Consider the following 19,166-nt stretch of genomic DNA (forward strand, 5'->3'; position numbering starts at 1 on the left):
AGGGCAAATTATACAGAAAAATACAAACTTTTGACAGTGACTGTTTGTAGAGAGCGTCAATTTTTTTTCCAATGACTTTTGTAATGACGTGTAACTCGATTAGAATAGCGCCACCCAGCCTTAATTTGCATTGACACATGTCTGATTTTAATCAATCTCCTCCTTCTAAAGATCAACTTGACCTTGTCTACGGCCTTGAAGATCGTCCTAAACCGTTTATCGCATTTTTAGCCGCATTCCAGCATTTATTGGCCATTATTGTCCCAATTGTGACCCCTGGCCTGCTCATTTGTCTGGCGCTGGGAGTCTCCAAAGAAGACACCAACATGATCTTATCCATGTCTTTGGTGATTTCGGGGATTGCGACTTTCTTACAATCCAAGAAAGTAGGTCCCTTTGGTGCAGGCTTGCTGATTGTTCAGGGTACAAGTTTTAACTTTATTGGCCCGATCATCGGGATCGGTTCAGCGATGGTCGCTGCAGGCACACCGGTAGAAGCGGTGATGGCTTCGATCTTTGGTGTAGTGATTGCAGGTTCATTTATTGAAATGGGCGTGTCACGCATTTTGCCATGGGTGAAGAAACTCATTACGCCACTAGTAACGGGTATTGTAGTTTTATTGATTGGTTTAACCTTGATTAAAGAAGGTCTAATCAGTATGGGTGGTGGTTATCAAGCTATGGGCGACAAAACTTTCGCCAATGCAGATAACCTGATCATGTCATGTACCGTTCTGGCATTAATTATTTTACTGAACCGTGTACGCATCACTTGGGTAAAAAGCTCAGCAATTCTGATTGCACTGGTTGTGGGTTATATCCTTGCCGGCTTTATGGGTCATCTCAACTTTGATGGTTTAAAAGATGCACCTTTGGTTCAGATTCCGACCCCAATGCATTTTGGTTTAAGCTTCTCCTGGAGCTTATTCATTCCAATGGCATTCATTTACCTGGTGACTTCACTGGAAGCCATTGGTGATATTACAGCCACATCAAAATTATCGAATCAGCCAGTCGATGGTCAAACCTGGATGAATCGCATTAAAGGTGGTGTGTTAGTGAATGGTGCCAACTCTCTGCTTGCAGGATTATTTAATACCTTCCCGAGCTCAGTTTTCGCACAAAATAATGGTGTGATTCAATTGACTGGTGTAGCTAGCCGTTATGTCGGGATCTGGATCGCAGCACTCCTCGTGATTCTGGGTCTACTTCCAGCAGTGGCCGGTGTGATTCAGGCCGTTCCTCAAGCTGTGCTTGGTGGCGCAGTGATGGTGATGTTCGGGGCAGTCGCTGCATCTGGGATTAATATCCTATCTGGTATTCACTTAGACCGTCGTGCCCTGCTAATCATTGCAATCTCGCTTGCACTTGGCCTAGGGGTTGCGCAGGTGCCTCAGATTCTGGAACATCTTCCTGAATTATTCCGTAACATCTTTAGTTCCGGTGTTGCGACAGGCGGTATTGCAGCCCTCATATTGAATATTGTACTTCCTGAAGTAAAGAAGTAATTTCATATCCAAAGAACACTGTCTGAGTTGGACTCGGACAGTGTTTTTTCTATTGGAGAGAGATCTATGGATCCTAAAAGCGAAGTTTTATTAAGACAATATGATTATTTGTCTGGTCGCGTATTGCTGGTGAATGCCCCGACCGATGAGCTTCTTGCTGAATGTGGTGAATCTATCCAGCCCTTTGTTTGGACATGGAATTATAATGATTTTCAATATTTCCAGTCACAGCAGGCCCAGGTTCATTTCGGCGCAGAATTCCCTGATCAGGAATTTGATCAGGCTGTTATTTTCGTACCTAAATCAAAAGAATTATTGAATTATCTGATTCATAATATTGCAGGCCGATTAAAACAAGGCAGCAGTGTCTTTCTGGTGGGTGAAAAGAAAGGTGGCGTAGAGCGTGCAGCAAAGCAGCTACAGGCTTATGGTAAACTCATCAAGCTCGACAGCGCACGACATTGCCAATTGTGGCAATTGACTCTAGACTGCACGGTCGAAGCAAAAGCGTTGGCAGATTGGGCACAGACCTATACAGTGGCGACACCAAAAGGTGATTTGCAGATTTGTGCACTTCCAGGTGTATTCAGTCAGGATCATCTGGATGTAGGAACAGCGGTGTTCTTACCCTATTTATCTCAAGTGACTTCAGGCAAGATTGCCGACTTTGGCTGTGGCGCAGGTGTGATCAGTGCTTATTTAGCCAAACTGAATCCTGAGAACCGTATTTTTGCTCTGGACGTAGATGCCTTTGCCTTGGCTTCTACTCAAATGACATTTGAGAAAAATCAGCTCAGTCCTCAGCAGCTGGAAATTAAAGCTGTGTCAGGTATTGAAGATGCACCGCTCTTTTTACATGCCATTGTCAGCAATCCCCCTTTCCATCAGGGAATCCAAACCAACTATGCGGCTAGCGAAACTCTATGTAAGACTTCGCGTCGTCATCTCAAGTCTGGCGGTGAATTGTGGATTGTGGCAAACCGCTTCTTAAATTATCCAATTTTAATTGAACAAAGTTTTGGCCAATGTACAGTCAAAACTGATCAACAAGGTTTTAAAGTGCTCTTCGCCAGCACTCAAAAAAATGCTAAGGAATCATGATGAGCGAAACTCAGAACAGCGTGCAGCTGCAGCGTAAGCTTGGTGCTCGTCATCTCAATATGATCGCGATTGGCGGGTCTATCGGTACAGGTTTATTCCTGGCCTCAGGTGCGACCATTGCCAGCGCAGGCCCGGGTGGTGCACTTCTCGCCTATGCCCTGATTGGCGTAATGATTTATTTCTTGATGACCAGCCTTGGAGAACTTGCGACTCATAATCCGACCTCGGGCGCATTCTTTACCTACGGCACCAAATATGTCGAAAGTGGTTTCGGTTTCGCTTTAGGCTGGAACTACTGGTACAACTGGGCGATTACCGTTGCCTTTGAACTGGTTGCCGTACAGTTCATTATGAAATTCTGGTTCCCTGATATTCCGGGCTTTTACTGGAGTGCGATCTTCCTCGCTGTGATCTTTGGGATTAACGCTCTCACAGTAAAAGGTTTTGGTGAGTCAGAATTCTTCTTCTCTTTGGTGAAAGTACTGGCAATTATTGCCTTTATCATCATCGGGATCTGGATGATTGCCAAGATCATGCTCACACCGGGTGCTTCAGCATTTGCAAATTGGAGCGTGGGTGAAGCGCCTTTTGTTGGTGGTTTCCAGGCCCTTATTGGTGTTGCCATGATTGCCGGATTCTCGTTCCAGGGAACCGAGATGGTTGGTGTAGCCGCTGGTGAATCTAAAGATCCGCAAAAAACCATTCCAGTCGCAATCAAGCAGATCTTCTGGCGAATCCTGCTGTTCTATATCGTGTGTATTTTCATTATCGGTACATTAGTTGCTTATAATGATCCACGTCTATTACAGGCAGCTGCAACAGAAGACGTTACCCTTTCTCCATTCACTTTATTGTATGAGAAAGCAGGTTTTGCTTTTGCAGCCAGTATGATGAATGCGGTAATTCTGACGGCGATTCTGTCTGCGGGTAACTCAGGCATGTATTCTTCTACCCGTATGCTGTTCGATATGGCGCGTAAAGGCAGTGCACCTAAGCTGTTTGCCCATCTGGATCCACGCGGTGTACCGATGAATGCCCTGTATGCGACAACGGCGATTGCGGCACTATGTTTCTTGACCACATTCTTTGGCGAGCAGGAAGTGTTTAACTGGTTGCTGAATATGTCAGGTATGTGTGGCTTCATTGTCTGGCTCGGGATTGCAATCTCACATTATCGCTTCCGTAAAGGTTATCTGGCTCAAGGCTATCAACTTGAAGGTCTAGCCTATAGAGCTAAATTTTTCCCGTTCGCACCTTGGTTTGCCTTCATTCTTTGTTCAATTGTCGTATTAGGTCAGAATTATCAAGCTGTCCTAGATGGTGAGTGGTTGGCTGTCCTTTCTACTTATATCGGTATTTTATTATTCTTGGTGATTTGGCTGGGTTATAAATGGAAATATAAAACCAAACTGGTTTCTTATCAGGAGATGGATGTTCAACCGATGAATATTGAAAAAGACTAATATCTCACCTTTATTAAAAAAGCAGCTCAAGTAGCTGCTTTTTTATATTCTGAAATCAGCTATGACGCATGACAAAATTACGGTCATCAATCACGATGACTTGCTGACAAATACCTTCTACTCGACGCTGCTGTTCGAAGACTTCTATAGGCATAGCATCAAAACTATCAAAGAAGCTGATCTCTTTTTCATTGATTTCATAAATCAATGAATGGTTCCCCACCCCTTCAAGCGTATCGTAGAACACGATTACAAAAAGGCCTTTATCCACTGATTTTTGAATATCTGTATAAGAAAGTGGATATTCATAAACAGGCACTTTGAGTTCTTGTGCTTTTTGATAAAACTGGATTTCAAGTAGCTGTTTATCAGGATCAGTTTCTGTAAAAAACTCAACATCGAGTCCTAATGTCTTAAGGGCAACAGCGAGCGCAATACTTGAAGCTCCCATCTCATCATTATGCTGTGTCAATTGCACCAGATCAGGAATATGCAGATCTATTCCATAATGATGAAAAATCATCCAGATCGCATAAATACCACTATTAGCTTCCAGACTTTGTAAGTCTTCAGGGAGTTCTATGCTCATGCTTTAACTCAAAATCAGTTTCGAGCAGCAAGTGTATGCAAAAAACAGCCATAAAAAAAGCGACTCAAAGAGTCGCTTTTTTTAATCAGTGTTCAATAACGAATTATTGAGCAACTGGTTGTTCAGCTAGAACAGTACGGCTACCAGTGATTGTCGCGAATACACGACGGTTCATAGCACGACCTTCTTTAGTGTTGTTGTCAGCAATCGGTTGATCCCAAGCGAAACCTTGAGTAGACAAACGAGATGCATCTACGTTGTATTCGTTAACAAGTGCAGATTTAACAGAGTTAGCACGAGCTAGAGATAAACGTTCGTTCAATGCACGTGGACCAGTGCTGTCTGTGTGACCTTCAATACGAGCAGTTGCGTTTGGATATTCAACTAGCTTCTCAGCAACTTTCGCGATTTCTGGTTTGTATTGGTCTTTGATGTTTGATTTATTCGTATCAAAGAACACGCGAAGTTCCATGTTCAGGTCTTCAGTCAACTCTTGTGGAGCTGGAGCAACTGGAGCTACTGGCTCAACTGGAGCAACTTCTACAACGTCAGCAGCTGGTTTCAAACGACCACCTAGAACTACGTTAAGACCAGCAAGTGCTGTATAGTTCCAGAATTTTTCGTCGAAGTGGTAAGTACCACGAGCTTCAGTACGTAGCGCTAAAGCATCGTTGATGTGCCAGAATGCACCGATACCAGCATTACCTAGTGTACCTTCTTCTTCAAAACCACGACCAGTACGACCTAAAGCAGCTTCTGAAGCACCATCAAACTCATATTTATAGTGACCAGCACCTAATAATGCATATGGCTTGATTTTGCTGTCATAGTTGCCAGTAAATACGTCAGAAGTTGCATAGAAATTACCTGCAATGTTCTGGCCTTTGTATTCAGCACCTGGTAGATCTCGCATATCGCCTTTAACTTGGCTATATTCAGCTTCAAAACCTAACCATGGAGTTAGTTCAACACCAATTGCAGCACCAACAAATAGATCATCTTCCATTTCACCAGAAGTTGTTAGTTCGCCATCATCACCGCCATTGTTGTGTTGGGTGTCTTGCCAAGTATAACCTAACATTAATGGAGTAACAGTTACACCTGCGTTTGCAGCAGCAAAAGGAGCAGCTACAAGCATTGCTAAAGCAATACGACTCATTTTCATGGATTTATCCTCCAGAGATAACAATTGTTGTTCAAGCTCAAGCCTTCTAATAGGCCATTCTGAGATAGGCTTTTTTTACCCCAGTGTTATTTTTAAGCTATTCACTGCGCATCATACAAACACTTTATTATTTTTCCAAGTGCTTGATTAATCTAATCAAGTAAATTATTGACAAAATTACTTACAATTTCCGTTGTAATTCAGTAATTTTTTACTCAATTTTTTGTTGTGAATCGCCTATTGTCATTGCCAATTTATTTTTAAGCGCCTTTTTGAATTTTGAGTAAGGCATTTCTTACTCGCTCAATTAAGCATAAAAAACGCACAATTAATAGCATGTTTCAAATAAAAATAATATATAAATCAGGTAACTCTATGTATAAAAAGATAACAAGAGCGTTCACTATTGTTGAGTTAATTATCTGTATTGCCCTTATGGCAATTGTGGTCACAATTGCCTTGCCTTACTTTCATGATTATCTATCCAAGCAGGAAGCTAAAAATATTCCGATGAAAATTACAGCAACCAATCGTTATGCACGCAGCCAGGCAGCTGTGTTTCACCAGAATATTGTGATTTGTCCCAGTCAAGATTCATTAACCTGTCAAGCAAACCAATGGAATAAAAATTTGCTGGTATTTATTGATAAAAACCGTAATCGTCAAGTCGACAATGACGAACAAATTTTACACATTGAACAACTTAATCTTAAATACGGTAACTTGAGTTGGCGAGGTGCTTTAAGTATGCCGAACGTAACTTATCAGGCCCAAACGGCTTTACCGATTGGATCAAATGGCAGCTTTTATTATTGTTCTACTCACCTTGCATCCCAACAACGTATTGTCTTGAATAAAATGGGGCATATCCGAATCGAACATCTGGCCTCCTGTTAATAAAACCCTAGAGTCTATGATTTATCCAGATTAGGACTTTAATCCTGTACTTTTTTCAATATACTGCTTAGGTTCGAGAAAAAATGATCAAAACTTATAGGGAGATATAACAATGACTGACATCGTAATTGTCAATGGCGCACGTACGGCGATGGGCGGCTTTCAAGGCAGCTTGGCTAGCGTTACTGCACCTGAACTTGGTGCTGTCACCATCAAAGAAGCGATTGCTCGTTCAGGCTTGCAGCCAACCGATATTGAAGAAGTCATTATGGGTTGTGTACTCCCGGCAGGTTTAAAACAAGGCCCTGCCCGTCAAGCGATGCGTAAAGCAGGTCTGCCTGATTCTACCGGTGCTGTCACCATCAACAAATTATGTGGTTCAGGCATGAAAGCAGTCATGCAAGCGGCAGATATGATTAAGGCAGGTTCTGCAACTTATGTGGTTGCAGGTGGTATGGAATCCATGACCAATGCCCCATACGTATTGCCAAAAGCGCGTGGCGGTTTCCGTATGGGTCATGGTGAAATCAAGGACCATATGTTCCTGGATGGCCTGGAAGATGCCGAAACTGGTCGCCTGATGGGTTCATTTGCTCAAGATATGGCAAATAGCAAAGGTTATACACGTGAACAAATGGATGAATTTGCAATCCGTTCACTGAAACGTGCTCAAACTGCAGTCAATGAAGGCTACTTTGCTGATGAAATCGTGCCAGTCACTGTTTCCACCCGTAAAGGTGATGTGGTCGTTGATAAGGATGAGCAACCTTTCAATGCCAATATTGACAAGATTCCAACTTTACGTCCTGCTTTTGCAAAAGACGGGACGATCACTGCAGCAAATGCCAGCTCAATTTCAGATGGTGCCTCTGCCCTTGTACTGACTTCAGGCGACAATGCAGCAGTTAAAGGTTTAGCGCCTTTGGCTAAAATCATCGCTTATGCTTCAAACTCTCAGCATCCATCTGAATTCACGATTGCTCCTGTTGGCGCTATTCAGAAAGTTCTGGATAAAACTGGTTGGAAAGCTGAGGAAGTTGACCTTTGGGAAATTAACGAAGCCTTTGCCATGGTCACCATGTGCCCAATGGATGAGTTCAAGCTTGATCCTGAAAAAGTCAACATTAACGGTGGTGCATGTGCACTCGGTCACCCGGTTGGTTCTACAGGTTCACGTATTATCCTGACCTTGATCCATGCATTGAAACGTACAGGCGGTAAACGTGGTATCGCTGCGCTATGTATTGGCGGTGGTGAAGCAACTGCGGTCGCAATCGAACTAATCTAATTCTTTTATAATCAAGTAGTAGAGAGGGCTTTTATAGCCCTCTTTTTATTTTATAAATATTTCATTTTTTTATTATCTGTCCATAAATTAAATTCTTTTACTTACATTTTCATAAAGCTTCTTTATCAATCAAATTCAATTCAGGGCGTAAATTAAAGGGAGTCAAAATAAGAAAAGGAATCCTGCATGCGACTTAATCACTATCTCAATTTCCAGGATGAAACCGAAGCTGCCTTTACCTTTTATCGCTCGGTATTTGGTGGCGAATTTTCCAGTCTAACCCGTTATGGAGATACGCCTGGACAGCAAGGAATTGATTTATCAGATGAAGAAAAAAGTCTGATTTTGCATATCTCACTTCCAATCAATGAATATACAGAGCTCATGGGTTCGGATATCAATGACAAGCTCTGTACTGAAGACACACCAGCATTTAGGAAAGGTACTAATCACTACATTGCGATTATTTTAAGTGCCAATGAACAGGATGAAGCCAAACGGCTCTATGAAGCTTTATCGGTGAATGGCCAAATCGAAATGCCTTTAGAAAAAACCTTTTGGGGTGCGCTTTATAGTGCCTTTACGGATCAATTCGGAGTGCAATGGATGATTAACTGCCTACTTGAAGAACGAGCACCCTAAGGTTTAAATACTAAAAAGCCTCCAGATGGAGGCTTTTTAGTTGAAGGCGAATTAAGCCCCAGTTTGATAATTCGGTGTTGGTACGGCAGTTGAAGCTTGGTACGGATTGGTAAAATCACCCAAGCCTGCAGCTGCTTCCTGAATATCTTTACCTTCTTTAATGACAAAAGTATCGAAACCAGAACGCTTCATGTAGTTCAAGACATCTTTGAACACATCACCAGTCGCACGCAGCTCACCCTGGAAACCTTGACGGCGAAGCAATGCAGCAAATGAATAACCACGGCCATCATTAAAACCTGCAAACTCAATAAAAATCGCATCAAGTTGCTCAAGCGGAAATTCATTAGTTTCAGGTGAAGCATCAACCGTTAAGTACAATGCTTTTTTACCAGTAATATTGGCAATCTGGTCTAACTGCTCTACAGTCAGAACTACATCACCCTGTGGCAATACACCATCTTCACCAATTAGCTGGTAAGTGTTATCTGCAATTGTGCCATCTTTAGAGAGCACTTGTAGTGCGGTATTAAGCATATGCGCGCTCCTTGAATGGTTGAATGCCGACACGACGATAAGTATCGATAAACTCTTCACCATCCTGACGCAAGTCAAGATAAGTATTCAGAATTTCTTCTACGATATCCGGCACCACTTCTGCAGCAAATGATGGCCCAAGAATGTCACCAATAGAGGCATCATGATCCGCATTACCACCTAAAGTGATCTGATAGAATTCAGCGCCTTTTTTATCTACACCCAGGATACCGATGTTACCCACGTGATGATGACCACAGGCATTCATACAACCTGAAATGTTCAGGTCCAGTTTACCCAAGTTGTAAATAGTATCCAGATCATCAAAACGGCGTGAAATCGCTTCAGAAATTGGAATGGATTTCGCATTTGCTAATGAACAGAAGTCACCACCTGGGCAGCAGATAATGTCAGTCAAGAAGCCAATATGCGCACGTGCCAGGTTATGCTGATCCAGCGTCTGCCACAATTCGAACAGGTTTTTTTGTGGTACATCTACCAGCGCAATATTTTGCTCGTGAGTTGTACGCAGTTCACCGAAGGTGTACTTGTCTGCAAGATCTGCAATCAGGTTCATCTCTTCAGTGGTCATATCACCCGGTGCAATACCCGCACGTTTCAGTGAAATCGTTACGATGCGGTAACCTTTTACTTTATGTGCATTGGTATTGATATTGAACCATTGCTTGAACTTCGGATACTGTGCAAACAGTTCAGTGAAGTCTTCATCCGCATAATCTTGGTAGTCAAATGGAGTGAAGTTTTCATCCATTTTCGCCAGTGTTTCAGCATCAATCTTTAATGTCTTGACAGTATGTACAAATTCGGCTTCAACTTTTTCAGCAAAAACTTCTGGCGTTAATGCTTTTACCAGAATCTTGATACGTGCTTTGTATTTGTTGTCGCGGCGGCCGTGCAGGTTATACACACGTAGTACCGCTTCAAGATAAGCAATCAGGTCTTCACGTGGCAGGAAGTCACGAATAAAACTGCCAATTACTGGCGTACGGCCCAAGCCGCCACCCACTTTAATTTTATAGCCGATCTCGCCTGCTTCATTTTTCACGATATAGACACCGATATCGTGGAATGAAGTTGCTGCACGGTCAATCTCTTCCAGCGCAGATACCGCAATCTTGAACTTACGTGGCAAGAAAGCAAATTCCGGGTGGAAAGTTGACCATTGACGGATCAATTCACAAGTTGGACGTGGATCTGCAATTTCACCTGCCACGACACCTGCATACTGGTCAGTGGTAGTATTACGGATACAGTTCCCTGAAGTCTGGATCGCGTGCATTTGCACGGTTGCCAGTTCAGCCAGCATATCAGGCACGTTCTCTAGTGCAGGCCAGTTAAACTGGATATTCTGACGGGTTGAAACGTGCGCATAGCCACGATCATACTCTTTCGCCAGGTCAGCCACTTTACGAAGTTGTTTAGAATTCATCAGGCCATAAGGTACCGCAATACGCAACATTGGCGCATAACGTTGTACATAAAGACCATTTTGAAGGCGGAGCGGACGGTATTCATCTTCCGTCAATTTGCCCGCTAAATAACGTTCCGTCTGGTCACGGAACTGTGCAACACGTTCATTAATCAGTTGCTGATCGAAATCAGTATATAAATACATGGCGTACAGCTAGTAGTTTCTATTATATCGTCGGCAAGGATAACGACATTGAATCTATCAATAAAATGCTTTTTATACATATTTCATAGCGATTTTATTGATAAGCCTAGCAAACTTTCAATGATATAAAGCTTTAGATCAGCTTCCTCTGATTTTTAATGTGAATGATTTATTTTTTAAATCTTTAGCAGTTTTTTTCATAAACTAAAATGAGAAGGTCGCTCAATTACCACTCTTCGGTTTCGCCTAAAGCCTGACCAATAAATTGATATCGCATAGTTGATCTTGAAAACTTGATCGGGCAAGCCAGTTGAGCTTCGGTTTGCTCCCGCTGATCCGCTTTAACTGGCACCTGCACCACCCATTCACGTTGTTGCGCCAGCTCAGAATGTAGGGCTTCATCAAGCTTTAGTACAGGTTCGACACAGAAATCTGCCTGACAAAATAAGGCTTGCCAGTGAGATAGAGGTTGGGAACTGATTTTATCGCGAATCGCCTGTTTCACTAAAGTATGATCTTCAGGTGCGAAAGAAGCACCTTTTTCCAGAATAATCGGTAAATCCAGCAATTGTGCCAGACCTTGCATGAATTGAGGCTCCAGACTGCCTATTGATAGATAGCGATCATCCTGAGTCTGATAATAGTCATAAAAGGTACCGCCATTTAAGTAACCTGATTCTATCTGCTGATGCTGATTACCCGCCAGACTGGCAGAAGCTGCCATATTATTTAATGTCGCCGCGCAATCGGTCATGGAAATATCAATATATTGTCCCTGACCACTACTCTGCCGCTCAATCACCGCTGCCAGAATGGCAACCAGCGCATGCATAGAGCCGCCCGCGACATCAGCAATCTGGATTCCGATTGCCGGTGGTCCGCTTTCAAGCCGGCCACTATGCCCAGCAATCCCAGATAAAGCCAAATAGTTAATGTCATGCCCAGCCCGATCTTTATAAGGGCCGGTCTGACCATAACCAGTAATCGAGCAATAGATTAAGCGTGGATTGAGCGCACTGAGTGTTGGATAATCCAGGCCAAGCCGTTGCATCACACCTGGGCGAAATTGTTCTACGACAATGTCATAATCTGCAATTCGGGATTTGATCTGCTTAATATGTTGAGGATTCTTTAAATCCAGTGCGACAGAATGTTTGTTTCGGTTCAGATAATTATGCGTTGTGGCCTGTCCATGTGCAAAAGGTGGCATTAAACGCACCAGATCAGGACGTGCGGGTGATTCAATATGCACAACTTCTGCACCCATGTCTGCAAGATATAACGTGGCAAATGGACCGGGTAATAATGTAGAAAAATCTAATATTTTCAAACCTTTTAATGCATATGACATTGGAGTTATTACTCTATTTATATTGCTTTTTGCCTCATCATAAGAACATAAATGCCCAAAAACAATGTCATGTTCAGCCATTTACCTTGATAGTTTCGGCAATTTAACATGTAAGAAAATGGTAATTGCATTCTTGTAAATTGCCATTGATTTTTTATTTTTTGTCATTTAGGTCAAATATTAGTGAACATTAAAGAGACTGAAGGATTAAACATGAGTCGTGATACGATCAGTATCCATTTCGTCAATGCAGCCTTATACGGCGTTAAGCGCCTGGGCATGGATGTCGATACTTTATTGTCTCACGTTGGGATTGAAGCCGAGCTTCTGCATCAGCCGAAGGCCCGTATTTCGCCTGAACAATATACCCGTTTTATCAAGATGCTCTGGATGGTGACACAGGACGAACATGTCGGTTTTGACAAACAGCCGCGTCGTCTGGGCACTTTCGCGATTATGTGCCAGTTGATCATCCATGCCAAAACGCTGGGCGATGCACTCGAGCTTTCTTCTCAATTCTACAAACTCTTTGGTGACGACTGGTCTGTAACCCTAGAGCGTGACAAGCACGAAGCGCGTCTGGTTCCCCTGATTCCAAATTCGATGGATCCGGAACACTTTATTACCGAAAGTATGCTGATGATCTGGCATGGTCTGGCATCGTGGTTAATTGAACGTCGTCTGCCGCTGGAACGTGTACATTTCAGCTACCCGCGTCCTGCTCATGCAGATGAATACGATGCGCTGTTCTTTGCACCTGTGATGCAGTTCGATATGCCGCGTACTGAAATTACCTTTGCAGCGGATTATCTGGATTTGCCAATTCGCCAGAATGAAGAAACGCTGGAAGAATTCCTCAAAGCAGCTCCGGCTCAACTTCTAGTCAAATTTAAAAATACCAACTCGCTGACTTCTCGGATCCGTGATGTATTAAAGAGCCAGATTGGTGAAGAAATGCCGACCTTGAACGATGTCGCATCGATGCTCTACCTGTCTCCGCAAACCCTGCGTCGCCGTCTGGCTGCTGAAGGCAAGAGCTATCAGGGCGTGAAAGATGCACTGCGCCGTGATGCTGCAATTCACTTATTACTTAACCCAGATCTGACTCTGGAAGATGTTGCACAACAGGTTGGCTTTAGTGAAACCAGTACTTTCCACCGTGCTTTCAAAAAATGGACAGGGGTAACACCAGGCCTATACCGTCAGTTACACGGTTACCATTAAAAACCTTGCTATAAAATTGTATACTTGAAAAGTATCGTTTATTAAGCGCTACAAGCCCCTAGCCCAAGCTCCAGACTTGGGCTTTTTTATGCCCGCTTTTTAATCCATCAAGACTGACCAAATTGCTCAAATGATCTGGTCCGTTCTCGTCATTGCACTTCAAGATTTAATCATTACACTCGAAGCATTAGAACAATTTCAGTAAAGCAAGAAAAGGATATTGTATGAGCGAGGCCTATATTATTGATGCCATTCGCACGCCACGCGGAAAGGGAAAAAAAGACGGATCATTATATGAAGTTAAACCAATTAGTTTACTGACTACGCTCTTAAATGAACTGAAAGAACGCCATAACCTGGATACATCTCAGGTGGATGATATTGTGCTGGGCTGTGTGACTCCAATCGGTGATCAGGGTGCAGACATTGCCAAAACTGCTGCAATTGCCGCAGGCTGGGACAATGATGTGGCTGGCGTTCAGATCAACCGTTTCTGTGCTTCGGGCCTGGAAGCTGTAAATCTGGCAGCACAAAAAGTTCGTTCAGGCTGGGAAGATCTGGTCGTTGCGGGTGGCGTTGAATCCATGTCTCGTGTTCCGATGGGTTCTGATGGCGGCCCGTGGGCTTTAGATCCTGAAACCAATATGGCTTGCGATTTTATTCCACAAGGCATCGGGGCTGACCTGATCGCGACCATTGATGGTTATAGTCGTGCAGATGTAGATCAATTCGCCGAGCAATCACAAAAGAAAGCGGCAGCAGCCCAAGCGAATGGTTATTTTGATAAATCCATTATTCCAGTGAAAGATAAAGCTGGCGTCGTGATTCTAAACAAAGATGAATTTATTAAACCGACAACAACTGCAGAAGGCTTAAGTGCATTAAAGCCAAGTTTTGCAACGATGGGCCAGATAGGCTTTGATGCCATCGCTCTACAGAAATATCCGGAAGTAGGCTCTGTAAACCATGTACACCATGCGGGTAATTCTTCAGGCATTGTGGATGGTGCAGCAATCGTATTACTTGCCTCCGAACAGGCAGTGCAACAGCAAAATCTCAAGCCACGCGCCAAAGTACTGGCAACGNNTAAGGCTTTAGCCAAAGCCGGACTCATCATTGATGATATTGATCTGTTTGAAGTCAATGAAGCTTTCGCTGCTGTGGTGATGCACTTTATCAATGAAATGAAGGTTGATCCTGCCAAAGTCAATGTCAATGGTGGTGCCATTGCCATGGGACATCCACTCGGTGCGACCGGTGCCATGATTCTAGGCACTTTACTGGATGAACTGGAACGTCAAGGTAAGAAACGTGGACTGGCCACCCTGTGTGTGGGTGGTGGTATGGGCATCGCAACCATTATTGAGTTGGTATAAGGAGATCAGCATGAGCGCAATTCAATATCAAAAAACTGAAGATCATATTGTCATTCTGACCTTTGATTCTCCAAACCAGTCCGCCAATACCATGAATGCCGACTTTCGCACGGCTCTGGAAGAAGTCGCTGCCCAGTTACAGGCAGATGAACAGATCGCCGGAATTATTTTCCGATCAGCTAAAAAGACATTCTTTGCTGGCGGTGATCTGGATGAGCTGATTCAGGCGACGCCTGAACATGCCACTGAATTCTTCAATATGATTGAAGACATGAAAGCCAAATTACGCTATATCGAAACGCGTGGCATTCCTGTGGTGGCAGCTTTAAATGGCACCGCACTCGGTGGTGGTTGGGAAATCGCTTTATGTGCCCATCATCGTATTGCCCTCAATGATGCCAAAACCAAGTTTGGTTTACCTGAAGTCACTTTAGGCTTGCTACCAGGCGGTGGTGGTATTGTCCGTATGATTCGTCTGCTAGGCCTGCAAAATGCCTTACCTTTGCTGATGGAAGGCAAACAGTTCGGTGTAGAAAAAGCCAAGTCTTTGGGACTGGTACATGACACAGCCGACTCACTGGATGAGTTACTAGATAAATCTATAGCCTGGATTAAACAACATCCGCAATCCCAACAGCCTTTCGATGTAAAAGGTTACAAAATTCCGGGAGGCTCTCCTTCTTCGCCTGCCGTTGCACAGATGCTGGCCATTGCTCCTGCGATGCTGCGTGATAAAACCAAGGGCTGCTATCCAGCTCCTGAAGCCATTTTATCCGCTGCGGTTGAAGGCGCTCAGGTTGATGTTGATACCGCACTGAGAATTGAGTCGCGTTATTTCACCTATCTCGCTACCGGCCAGATTTCCAAGAACATGATCGGTACATTCTGGCATGGCATGAATGCCATTAAATCAGGTGCCAGTCGTCCTAAAGACTTTGCGCCATGGAAAGCCACTAAAGTAGGTATTTTGGGTGCAGGTATGATGGGTGCAGGTATTGCCTATGTCACTGCCAGCAAAGGCATTCAGGTGGTACTAAAAGATATTTCGGTCGAAGCTGCTGAAAAAGGCAAAGCCTATAGCCAGAAATTACTTGATAAAAAAGTAGCCCAAGGCCGCTTAACAGCTGAAAAACGTGACCAGATTTTAAGTCTGATTCACACCACGACAGAAGCAGCAGATTTTCAAGGCTGTGACCTGATCATTGAAGCAGTATTTGAAAATCAGGAACTCAAAGCCAAAGTTACTCAGGAAGCAGAGCAATATTTAGCATCCAACGGTGTAATGGCATCCAATACCTCGACTCTACCCATCAGTGACTTGGCTCAAGCCTCTCAAAATCAGGTGAATTTTATCGGTCTGCATTTCTTTAGCCCAGTCGACAAGATGCAACTGGTCGAGATCATTAAGGGGAAAAATACTTCAGCAGAAACACTGGCCAAGGCATTTGACTTTGTGCAGCAGATTGGCAAGCTACCGATTGTAGTGAATGACAGCCGTGGCTTCTTTACCAGCCGTGTCTTTGGAACCTTTGTACAGGAAGGTTTACGTTTGCTCGCCGAAGGGGTGCATCCAGCCCGTATTGAAATGGCTGCGCTGAAAGCAGGTATGCCGGTCGGACCACTTGCTATTCAAGATGAAGTCTCTCTGACACTTTCTGAGCATGTAGCTGCAGAAACCCGTAAGGCTCTGGCAGCACAAGGCAAAGAACGCCCAAGCACCGATGCAGATGCCGTGATTCAAACCATGATTCATGAGTTTAACCGTAAAGGCAAAGCTGCTGGTGCAGGTTTTTATGATTATCCTGAAGGTGGCAAAAAGCAGCTGTGGTCTGGCTTGGAGCATTGGTATAAAGAAGTGGATATTTCTGAACAGGAAATGATAGACCGCTTCCTGTTTGTTCAAGCGCTGGATACCGTACGCTGTCTGGAAGAAGGTGTGCTGGAGTCAGTGGTCGATGCCAATATTGGTTCAATCTTTGGAATTGGTTTTGCCGCTTGGACGGGAGGTGCAGTGCAGTTCTTGAACCAGTATGGTTTAACCAAGGCCTTAAATCGTGCTGAGATATTAGAACGTAAATATGGCGAACGTTTCAAAGCGCCACAGTTACTCAAACAGAAAGTTGCTGAAGGTCAGCGCTTTTAAAAACTGGGTCTAAAAATGAGGAGCTTGACTCCTCTTTTTTTATTTCGACGCGATAAACTCTCGAAGTCTATTGCATTCAATCAATGACAGATTTTGATCTGCTTTCCAGACAATTTATGTTATAAAGTTACATGAGTTAGACATCCACGATGGGTATATGCATATGACTGATCACAGTTCACCTGAAAAATCACCTTGGGGTTGGAAAGCACTGATTATCTTCTGTATTTTAGGTGGATTATTTATGTTGTTTTTCTGGCTTGCGGTCAGCAATGAACCAGACTACATGCCAAGCCAGCAAAAGAAAGAAAATACCCAGCAGCATGCATTTAAGAATGCACCTGCAATGTCTCCAGAAGCTTTAGCCAAAGCACAGGCTGACCGTGAAGCTCGTCAGGCTACCTCTTCATCTCATCAGACTCATGAGATGAGCGCGGAGGAGCATAATATGTCTGCTGAAGAACATGCACAGATGGACAGTGCTAGCCATGACGAAAATACGGCTCATGGTCACTAGACAGTTCCAAGATCAAATTTAAAAAAGCGAGGTTTTCCTCGCTTTTTTATTTTTTTAGTCTTTTAAGCTGAGATACATATCTATATGTGGAATGCCGCAATCCAGATATTCCTCACCCCGCACGTCAAAACCCAAGTTCTGATAAAAGCCAATCGCATGTACCTGTGAAGAAAGCTTTACGAATTTACGTTGCTCTGCCTTGGCCTGATCAATCACAGCCCGCATGGTCTTGTAGCCGATGCCCGTACCACGTGCCGACTGTAATACAGCTACGCGACCAATACTGTGATTCTTTAATAAGCGTGCAGTCGCCACGGCTTGATCCTGTAAATAAGCCACAAAATGCGTAGAGATTGTATCCTCCGCATCCCATTCATCTTCAGGAGCAATTTGCTGTTCCTGAATAAAAACGGCTTCACGTATCACTCGGGCATCTTGAGCTAAATCATCCCAGCTGCCTGACACGATTTTAAGATTTTTATCATCTAGCATTTAGAACCAATTCCCTGCTGATCCCACTGGTCATTCAATAACAATTCCAGTGAATGTTTTTGAATCCCATACATCTCTTTCAATGCCTGAATCTGGGCGAGAACAGCCTGATCGGGCTGTTCATAATCCTTACGTTTGGTCGCCAGAATCATTTTATTTTTACTGGTGTGTTCTAGGGCCACAAATTCAAAGACCTTGGTTTCATAACCATAAGCCTTCAGCAATAAGGCACGAATGGTATCCGTCAGCATTTCGGCTTGCTGCCCAGCGTGAATGCCAAACTGCAACATTGGCGACAGCACTTTCGGACTCTGTAATTGCGGTCTTAACTCTTTATGACAACATGGAGCACACATGATGATTTGTGCATTCAGGCGTATACCGCTATGGATCGCAAAATCGGTCGCCACATCACAGGCATGCAGAGCGATCATCACATCCAGACGTTCCGGTTCATAGGTACGCACATCACCCTGGAAGAAATGCAATTGATTAAAACCGGATTGCTGCGCGACATTCTGACAGAATTCGACCATTTTCGGATTCAGCTCTACGCCGGTGACATAGGGCGTCTGACCATGTTTTTGCATATAGTCATACAGTGCACAGGTTAAATATCCCTTACCTGAACCGAAATCGACGATACGTAATCCTTGTTCCTGCGGCTGGATTTGAGCCAGTGCGCCGGAGAAAATCTCGACAAATTTATTAATCTGTTTCCACTTACGCGCCATGCTCGGAATGATCTGGCCTTGCTGATCGGTAATTCCTAAATGCTGTAGGAATACACTGTCTTGATCGACATAACGCTGCTTGATCCGGTCATGGCCTCGTTCTGCTTTAGCCTTTGTAGAGACTGGTTTAGCTTTACTTCTTGTCAGCATGGCCTTTTTCTTGTTTTTCTTCAGCTGCAACTCTTCCTGATCAGTAAACAGGTTAGCTTGCTTACAACAGGTCAATAATTCCGTTACTTGAGTTAAGGCTTCATTCAAAGGATAATTTTTAGTGACATCTTGAGTCTTGTATCGATAGACACAGCTCAAAACCTTCTGCTCATTGAGCGAAATGACTCTAAAGGTCATTTTTTCCAATTGTTCAAGTTCACCTTTATACTGACTCAAAATCAGACGATCAAAATGATCAGTTTCAAAGGCTTGCTGAAAAGCCTCCAAGAATTGTTGTTCCTGAACCGAGAGAGAAGTCGATGTCGACATAAGAAAAACCTGATATGAATTGC

At 43.6% G+C, this 19,166-nt stretch carries 17 protein-coding genes; 10 read left to right on the forward strand and 7 right to left on the reverse strand.

All coding sequences use genetic code 11. The features are described 5' to 3' along the window. Nucleotides 1-137: 137 nt before the first annotated feature. The 3 genes from B3J29_RS07770 (at nt 138) to B3J29_RS07780 (ending at nt 4,072) form a co-directional block, all read left to right on the forward strand. Complete coding sequence (locus tag B3J29_RS07770) at nt 138-1,508, forward strand: uracil-xanthine permease family protein (protein WP_159123683.1); 1,371 nt, start codon at nt 138-140, stop codon at nt 1,506-1,508. 66 nt (nt 1,509-1,574) lie between these two features. Next, nucleotides 1,575-2,609, forward strand: coding sequence for a methyltransferase (locus B3J29_RS07775; RefSeq protein ID WP_286964875.1), 1,035 nt, complete (start codon nt 1,575-1,577; stop codon nt 2,607-2,609). Beyond that, nucleotides 2,609-4,072, forward strand: coding sequence for an amino acid permease (locus B3J29_RS07780; protein WP_286964878.1), 1,464 nt, complete (start codon nt 2,609-2,611; stop codon nt 4,070-4,072). The genes B3J29_RS07775 and B3J29_RS07780 overlap by 1 nt, the downstream gene beginning before the upstream one ends. Before the next feature lie 55 nt (nt 4,073-4,127). On the opposite strand, the gene B3J29_RS07785 is transcribed toward B3J29_RS07780, so the two are convergent. Beyond that, a complete protein-coding gene (locus tag B3J29_RS07785; protein ID WP_286964880.1) occupies nt 4,128-4,661 on the reverse strand; it encodes a cysteine peptidase family C39 domain-containing protein in 534 nt (177 codons plus the stop codon). Nucleotides 4,662-4,764: 103 nt separating this feature from the next. Further along, the gene (gene omp38 / locus B3J29_RS07790) at nt 4,765-5,826 is read right to left on the reverse strand and encodes an outer membrane protein Omp38 (RefSeq protein ID WP_005237141.1); all 1,062 of its coding nucleotides are present in this window, start codon (nt 5,824-5,826) and stop codon (nt 4,765-4,767) included. Between the two features lie 375 nt (nt 5,827-6,201). Between omp38 and B3J29_RS07795 the strand changes: the two genes are divergently transcribed. From B3J29_RS07795 to B3J29_RS07805, 3 genes are all read left to right on the forward strand, one after another. After that, on the forward strand, nt 6,202-6,723 hold the full coding sequence (locus B3J29_RS07795; RefSeq protein WP_104425795.1) for a GspH/FimT family pseudopilin: 522 nt from the start codon (nt 6,202-6,204) through the stop codon (nt 6,721-6,723). 112 nt (nt 6,724-6,835) lie between these two features. Further along, nucleotides 6,836-8,011: a thiolase family protein gene (locus B3J29_RS07800; protein WP_286964883.1), complete on the forward strand. Its 1,176-nt coding sequence runs from the start codon at nt 6,836-6,838 to the stop codon at nt 8,009-8,011. Between the two features lie 186 nt (nt 8,012-8,197). Continuing rightward, entirely contained in the window at nt 8,198-8,653 is a 456-nt protein-coding gene (locus B3J29_RS07805) for a VOC family protein (protein ID WP_286964885.1), read from the forward strand. 51 nt (nt 8,654-8,704) lie between these two features. Here the strand turns inward: B3J29_RS07805 and B3J29_RS07810 are convergent, their stop codons facing one another. From B3J29_RS07810 to B3J29_RS07820, 3 genes are all read right to left on the reverse strand, one after another. Then, a complete protein-coding gene (locus B3J29_RS07810) occupies nt 8,705-9,190 on the reverse strand; it encodes a DUF934 domain-containing protein (protein WP_004785193.1) in 486 nt (161 codons plus the stop codon). Next, nucleotides 9,183-10,826 carry a nitrite/sulfite reductase gene (locus tag B3J29_RS07815; RefSeq protein ID WP_286964888.1) on the reverse strand — a complete coding sequence of 548 codons (1,644 nt, stop codon included), beginning with the start codon at nt 10,824-10,826 and terminating at the stop codon, nt 9,183-9,185. Before B3J29_RS07815 ends, B3J29_RS07810 begins: the two co-directional genes overlap by 8 nt. A gap of 226 nt (nt 10,827-11,052) precedes the next feature. After that, a complete protein-coding gene (locus B3J29_RS07820) occupies nt 11,053-12,177 on the reverse strand; it encodes a CaiB/BaiF CoA transferase family protein (protein ID WP_286964890.1) in 1,125 nt (374 codons plus the stop codon). A 213-nt stretch (nt 12,178-12,390) separates the two neighbouring features. Here B3J29_RS07820 and B3J29_RS07825 point away from each other — a divergent pair, with 213 nt between their 5' ends. The 4 genes from B3J29_RS07825 to B3J29_RS07840 all read left to right on the forward strand — a co-directional run bounded on the left by B3J29_RS07825 (nt 12,391) and on the right by B3J29_RS07840 (nt 17,437). Continuing rightward, the gene (locus B3J29_RS07825) at nt 12,391-13,401 is read left to right on the forward strand and encodes an AraC family transcriptional regulator (protein ID WP_004785199.1); all 1,011 of its coding nucleotides are present in this window, start codon (nt 12,391-12,393) and stop codon (nt 13,399-13,401) included. A 224-nt stretch (nt 13,402-13,625) separates the two neighbouring features. After that, entirely contained in the window at nt 13,626-14,777 is a 1,152-nt protein-coding gene (locus tag B3J29_RS07830; RefSeq protein WP_286964892.1) for an acetyl-CoA C-acetyltransferase, read from the forward strand. 10 nt (nt 14,778-14,787) lie between these two features. Continuing rightward, nucleotides 14,788-16,920: a 3-hydroxyacyl-CoA dehydrogenase NAD-binding domain-containing protein gene (locus B3J29_RS07835; protein ID WP_286964894.1), complete on the forward strand. Its 2,133-nt coding sequence runs from the start codon at nt 14,788-14,790 to the stop codon at nt 16,918-16,920. A gap of 163 nt (nt 16,921-17,083) precedes the next feature. Continuing rightward, a complete protein-coding gene (locus B3J29_RS07840; protein WP_171284712.1) occupies nt 17,084-17,437 on the forward strand; it encodes a hypothetical protein in 354 nt (117 codons plus the stop codon). A gap of 54 nt (nt 17,438-17,491) precedes the next feature. On the opposite strand, the gene B3J29_RS07845 is transcribed toward B3J29_RS07840, so the two are convergent. Both B3J29_RS07845 and B3J29_RS07850 read right to left on the reverse strand, forming a co-directional pair. Next, the gene (locus B3J29_RS07845; RefSeq protein ID WP_034171105.1) at nt 17,492-17,929 is read right to left on the reverse strand and encodes a GNAT family N-acetyltransferase; all 438 of its coding nucleotides are present in this window, start codon (nt 17,927-17,929) and stop codon (nt 17,492-17,494) included. Further along, nucleotides 17,923-19,143: a class I SAM-dependent methyltransferase gene (locus tag B3J29_RS07850; protein WP_286964899.1), complete on the reverse strand. Its 1,221-nt coding sequence runs from the start codon at nt 19,141-19,143 to the stop codon at nt 17,923-17,925. Before B3J29_RS07850 ends, B3J29_RS07845 begins: the two co-directional genes overlap by 7 nt. Nucleotides 19,144-19,166: the final 23 nt, after the last annotated feature.

Source organism: Acinetobacter sp. UBA5984 (genome assembly GCF_002429925.1).
Lineage (GTDB): Bacteria > Pseudomonadota > Gammaproteobacteria > Pseudomonadales > Moraxellaceae > Acinetobacter > Acinetobacter variabilis.

What these genes read in the sequence shown, in the direction of transcription:
- B3J29_RS07845 (WP_034171105.1), bottom strand. Translation starts at nt 17,929, where the DNA reads ATGCTAGATGATAAAAATCTTAAAATCGTGTCAGGCAGCTGGGATGAT.
- B3J29_RS07835 (WP_286964894.1), top strand. Translation starts at nt 14,788, where the DNA reads ATGAGCGCAATTCAATATCAAAAAACTGAAGATCATATTGTCATTCTG.
- B3J29_RS07780 (WP_286964878.1), top strand. Translation starts at nt 2,609, where the DNA reads ATGAGCGAAACTCAGAACAGCGTGCAGCTGCAGCGTAAGCTTGGTGCT.
- B3J29_RS07775 (WP_286964875.1), top strand. Translation starts at nt 1,575, where the DNA reads ATGGATCCTAAAAGCGAAGTTTTATTAAGACAATATGATTATTTGTCT.
- B3J29_RS07810 (WP_004785193.1), bottom strand. Translation starts at nt 9,190, where the DNA reads ATGCTTAATACCGCACTACAAGTGCTCTCTAAAGATGGCACAATTGCA.
- B3J29_RS07815 (WP_286964888.1), bottom strand. Translation starts at nt 10,826, where the DNA reads ATGTATTTATATACTGATTTCGATCAGCAACTGATTAATGAACGTGTT.
- B3J29_RS07825 (WP_004785199.1), top strand. Translation starts at nt 12,391, where the DNA reads ATGAGTCGTGATACGATCAGTATCCATTTCGTCAATGCAGCCTTATAC.
- B3J29_RS07805 (WP_286964885.1), top strand. Translation starts at nt 8,198, where the DNA reads ATGCGACTTAATCACTATCTCAATTTCCAGGATGAAACCGAAGCTGCC.
- B3J29_RS07850 (WP_286964899.1), bottom strand. Translation starts at nt 19,143, where the DNA reads ATGTCGACATCGACTTCTCTCTCGGTTCAGGAACAACAATTCTTGGAG.
- omp38 (WP_005237141.1), bottom strand. Translation starts at nt 5,826, where the DNA reads ATGAAAATGAGTCGTATTGCTTTAGCAATGCTTGTAGCTGCTCCTTTT.
- B3J29_RS07770 (WP_159123683.1), top strand. Translation starts at nt 138, where the DNA reads ATGTCTGATTTTAATCAATCTCCTCCTTCTAAAGATCAACTTGACCTT.
- B3J29_RS07795 (WP_104425795.1), top strand. Translation starts at nt 6,202, where the DNA reads ATGTATAAAAAGATAACAAGAGCGTTCACTATTGTTGAGTTAATTATC.
- B3J29_RS07785 (WP_286964880.1), bottom strand. Translation starts at nt 4,661, where the DNA reads ATGAGCATAGAACTCCCTGAAGACTTACAAAGTCTGGAAGCTAATAGT.
- B3J29_RS07840 (WP_171284712.1), top strand. Translation starts at nt 17,084, where the DNA reads ATGACTGATCACAGTTCACCTGAAAAATCACCTTGGGGTTGGAAAGCA.
- B3J29_RS07820 (WP_286964890.1), bottom strand. Translation starts at nt 12,177, where the DNA reads ATGTCATATGCATTAAAAGGTTTGAAAATATTAGATTTTTCTACATTA.
- B3J29_RS07800 (WP_286964883.1), top strand. Translation starts at nt 6,836, where the DNA reads ATGACTGACATCGTAATTGTCAATGGCGCACGTACGGCGATGGGCGGC.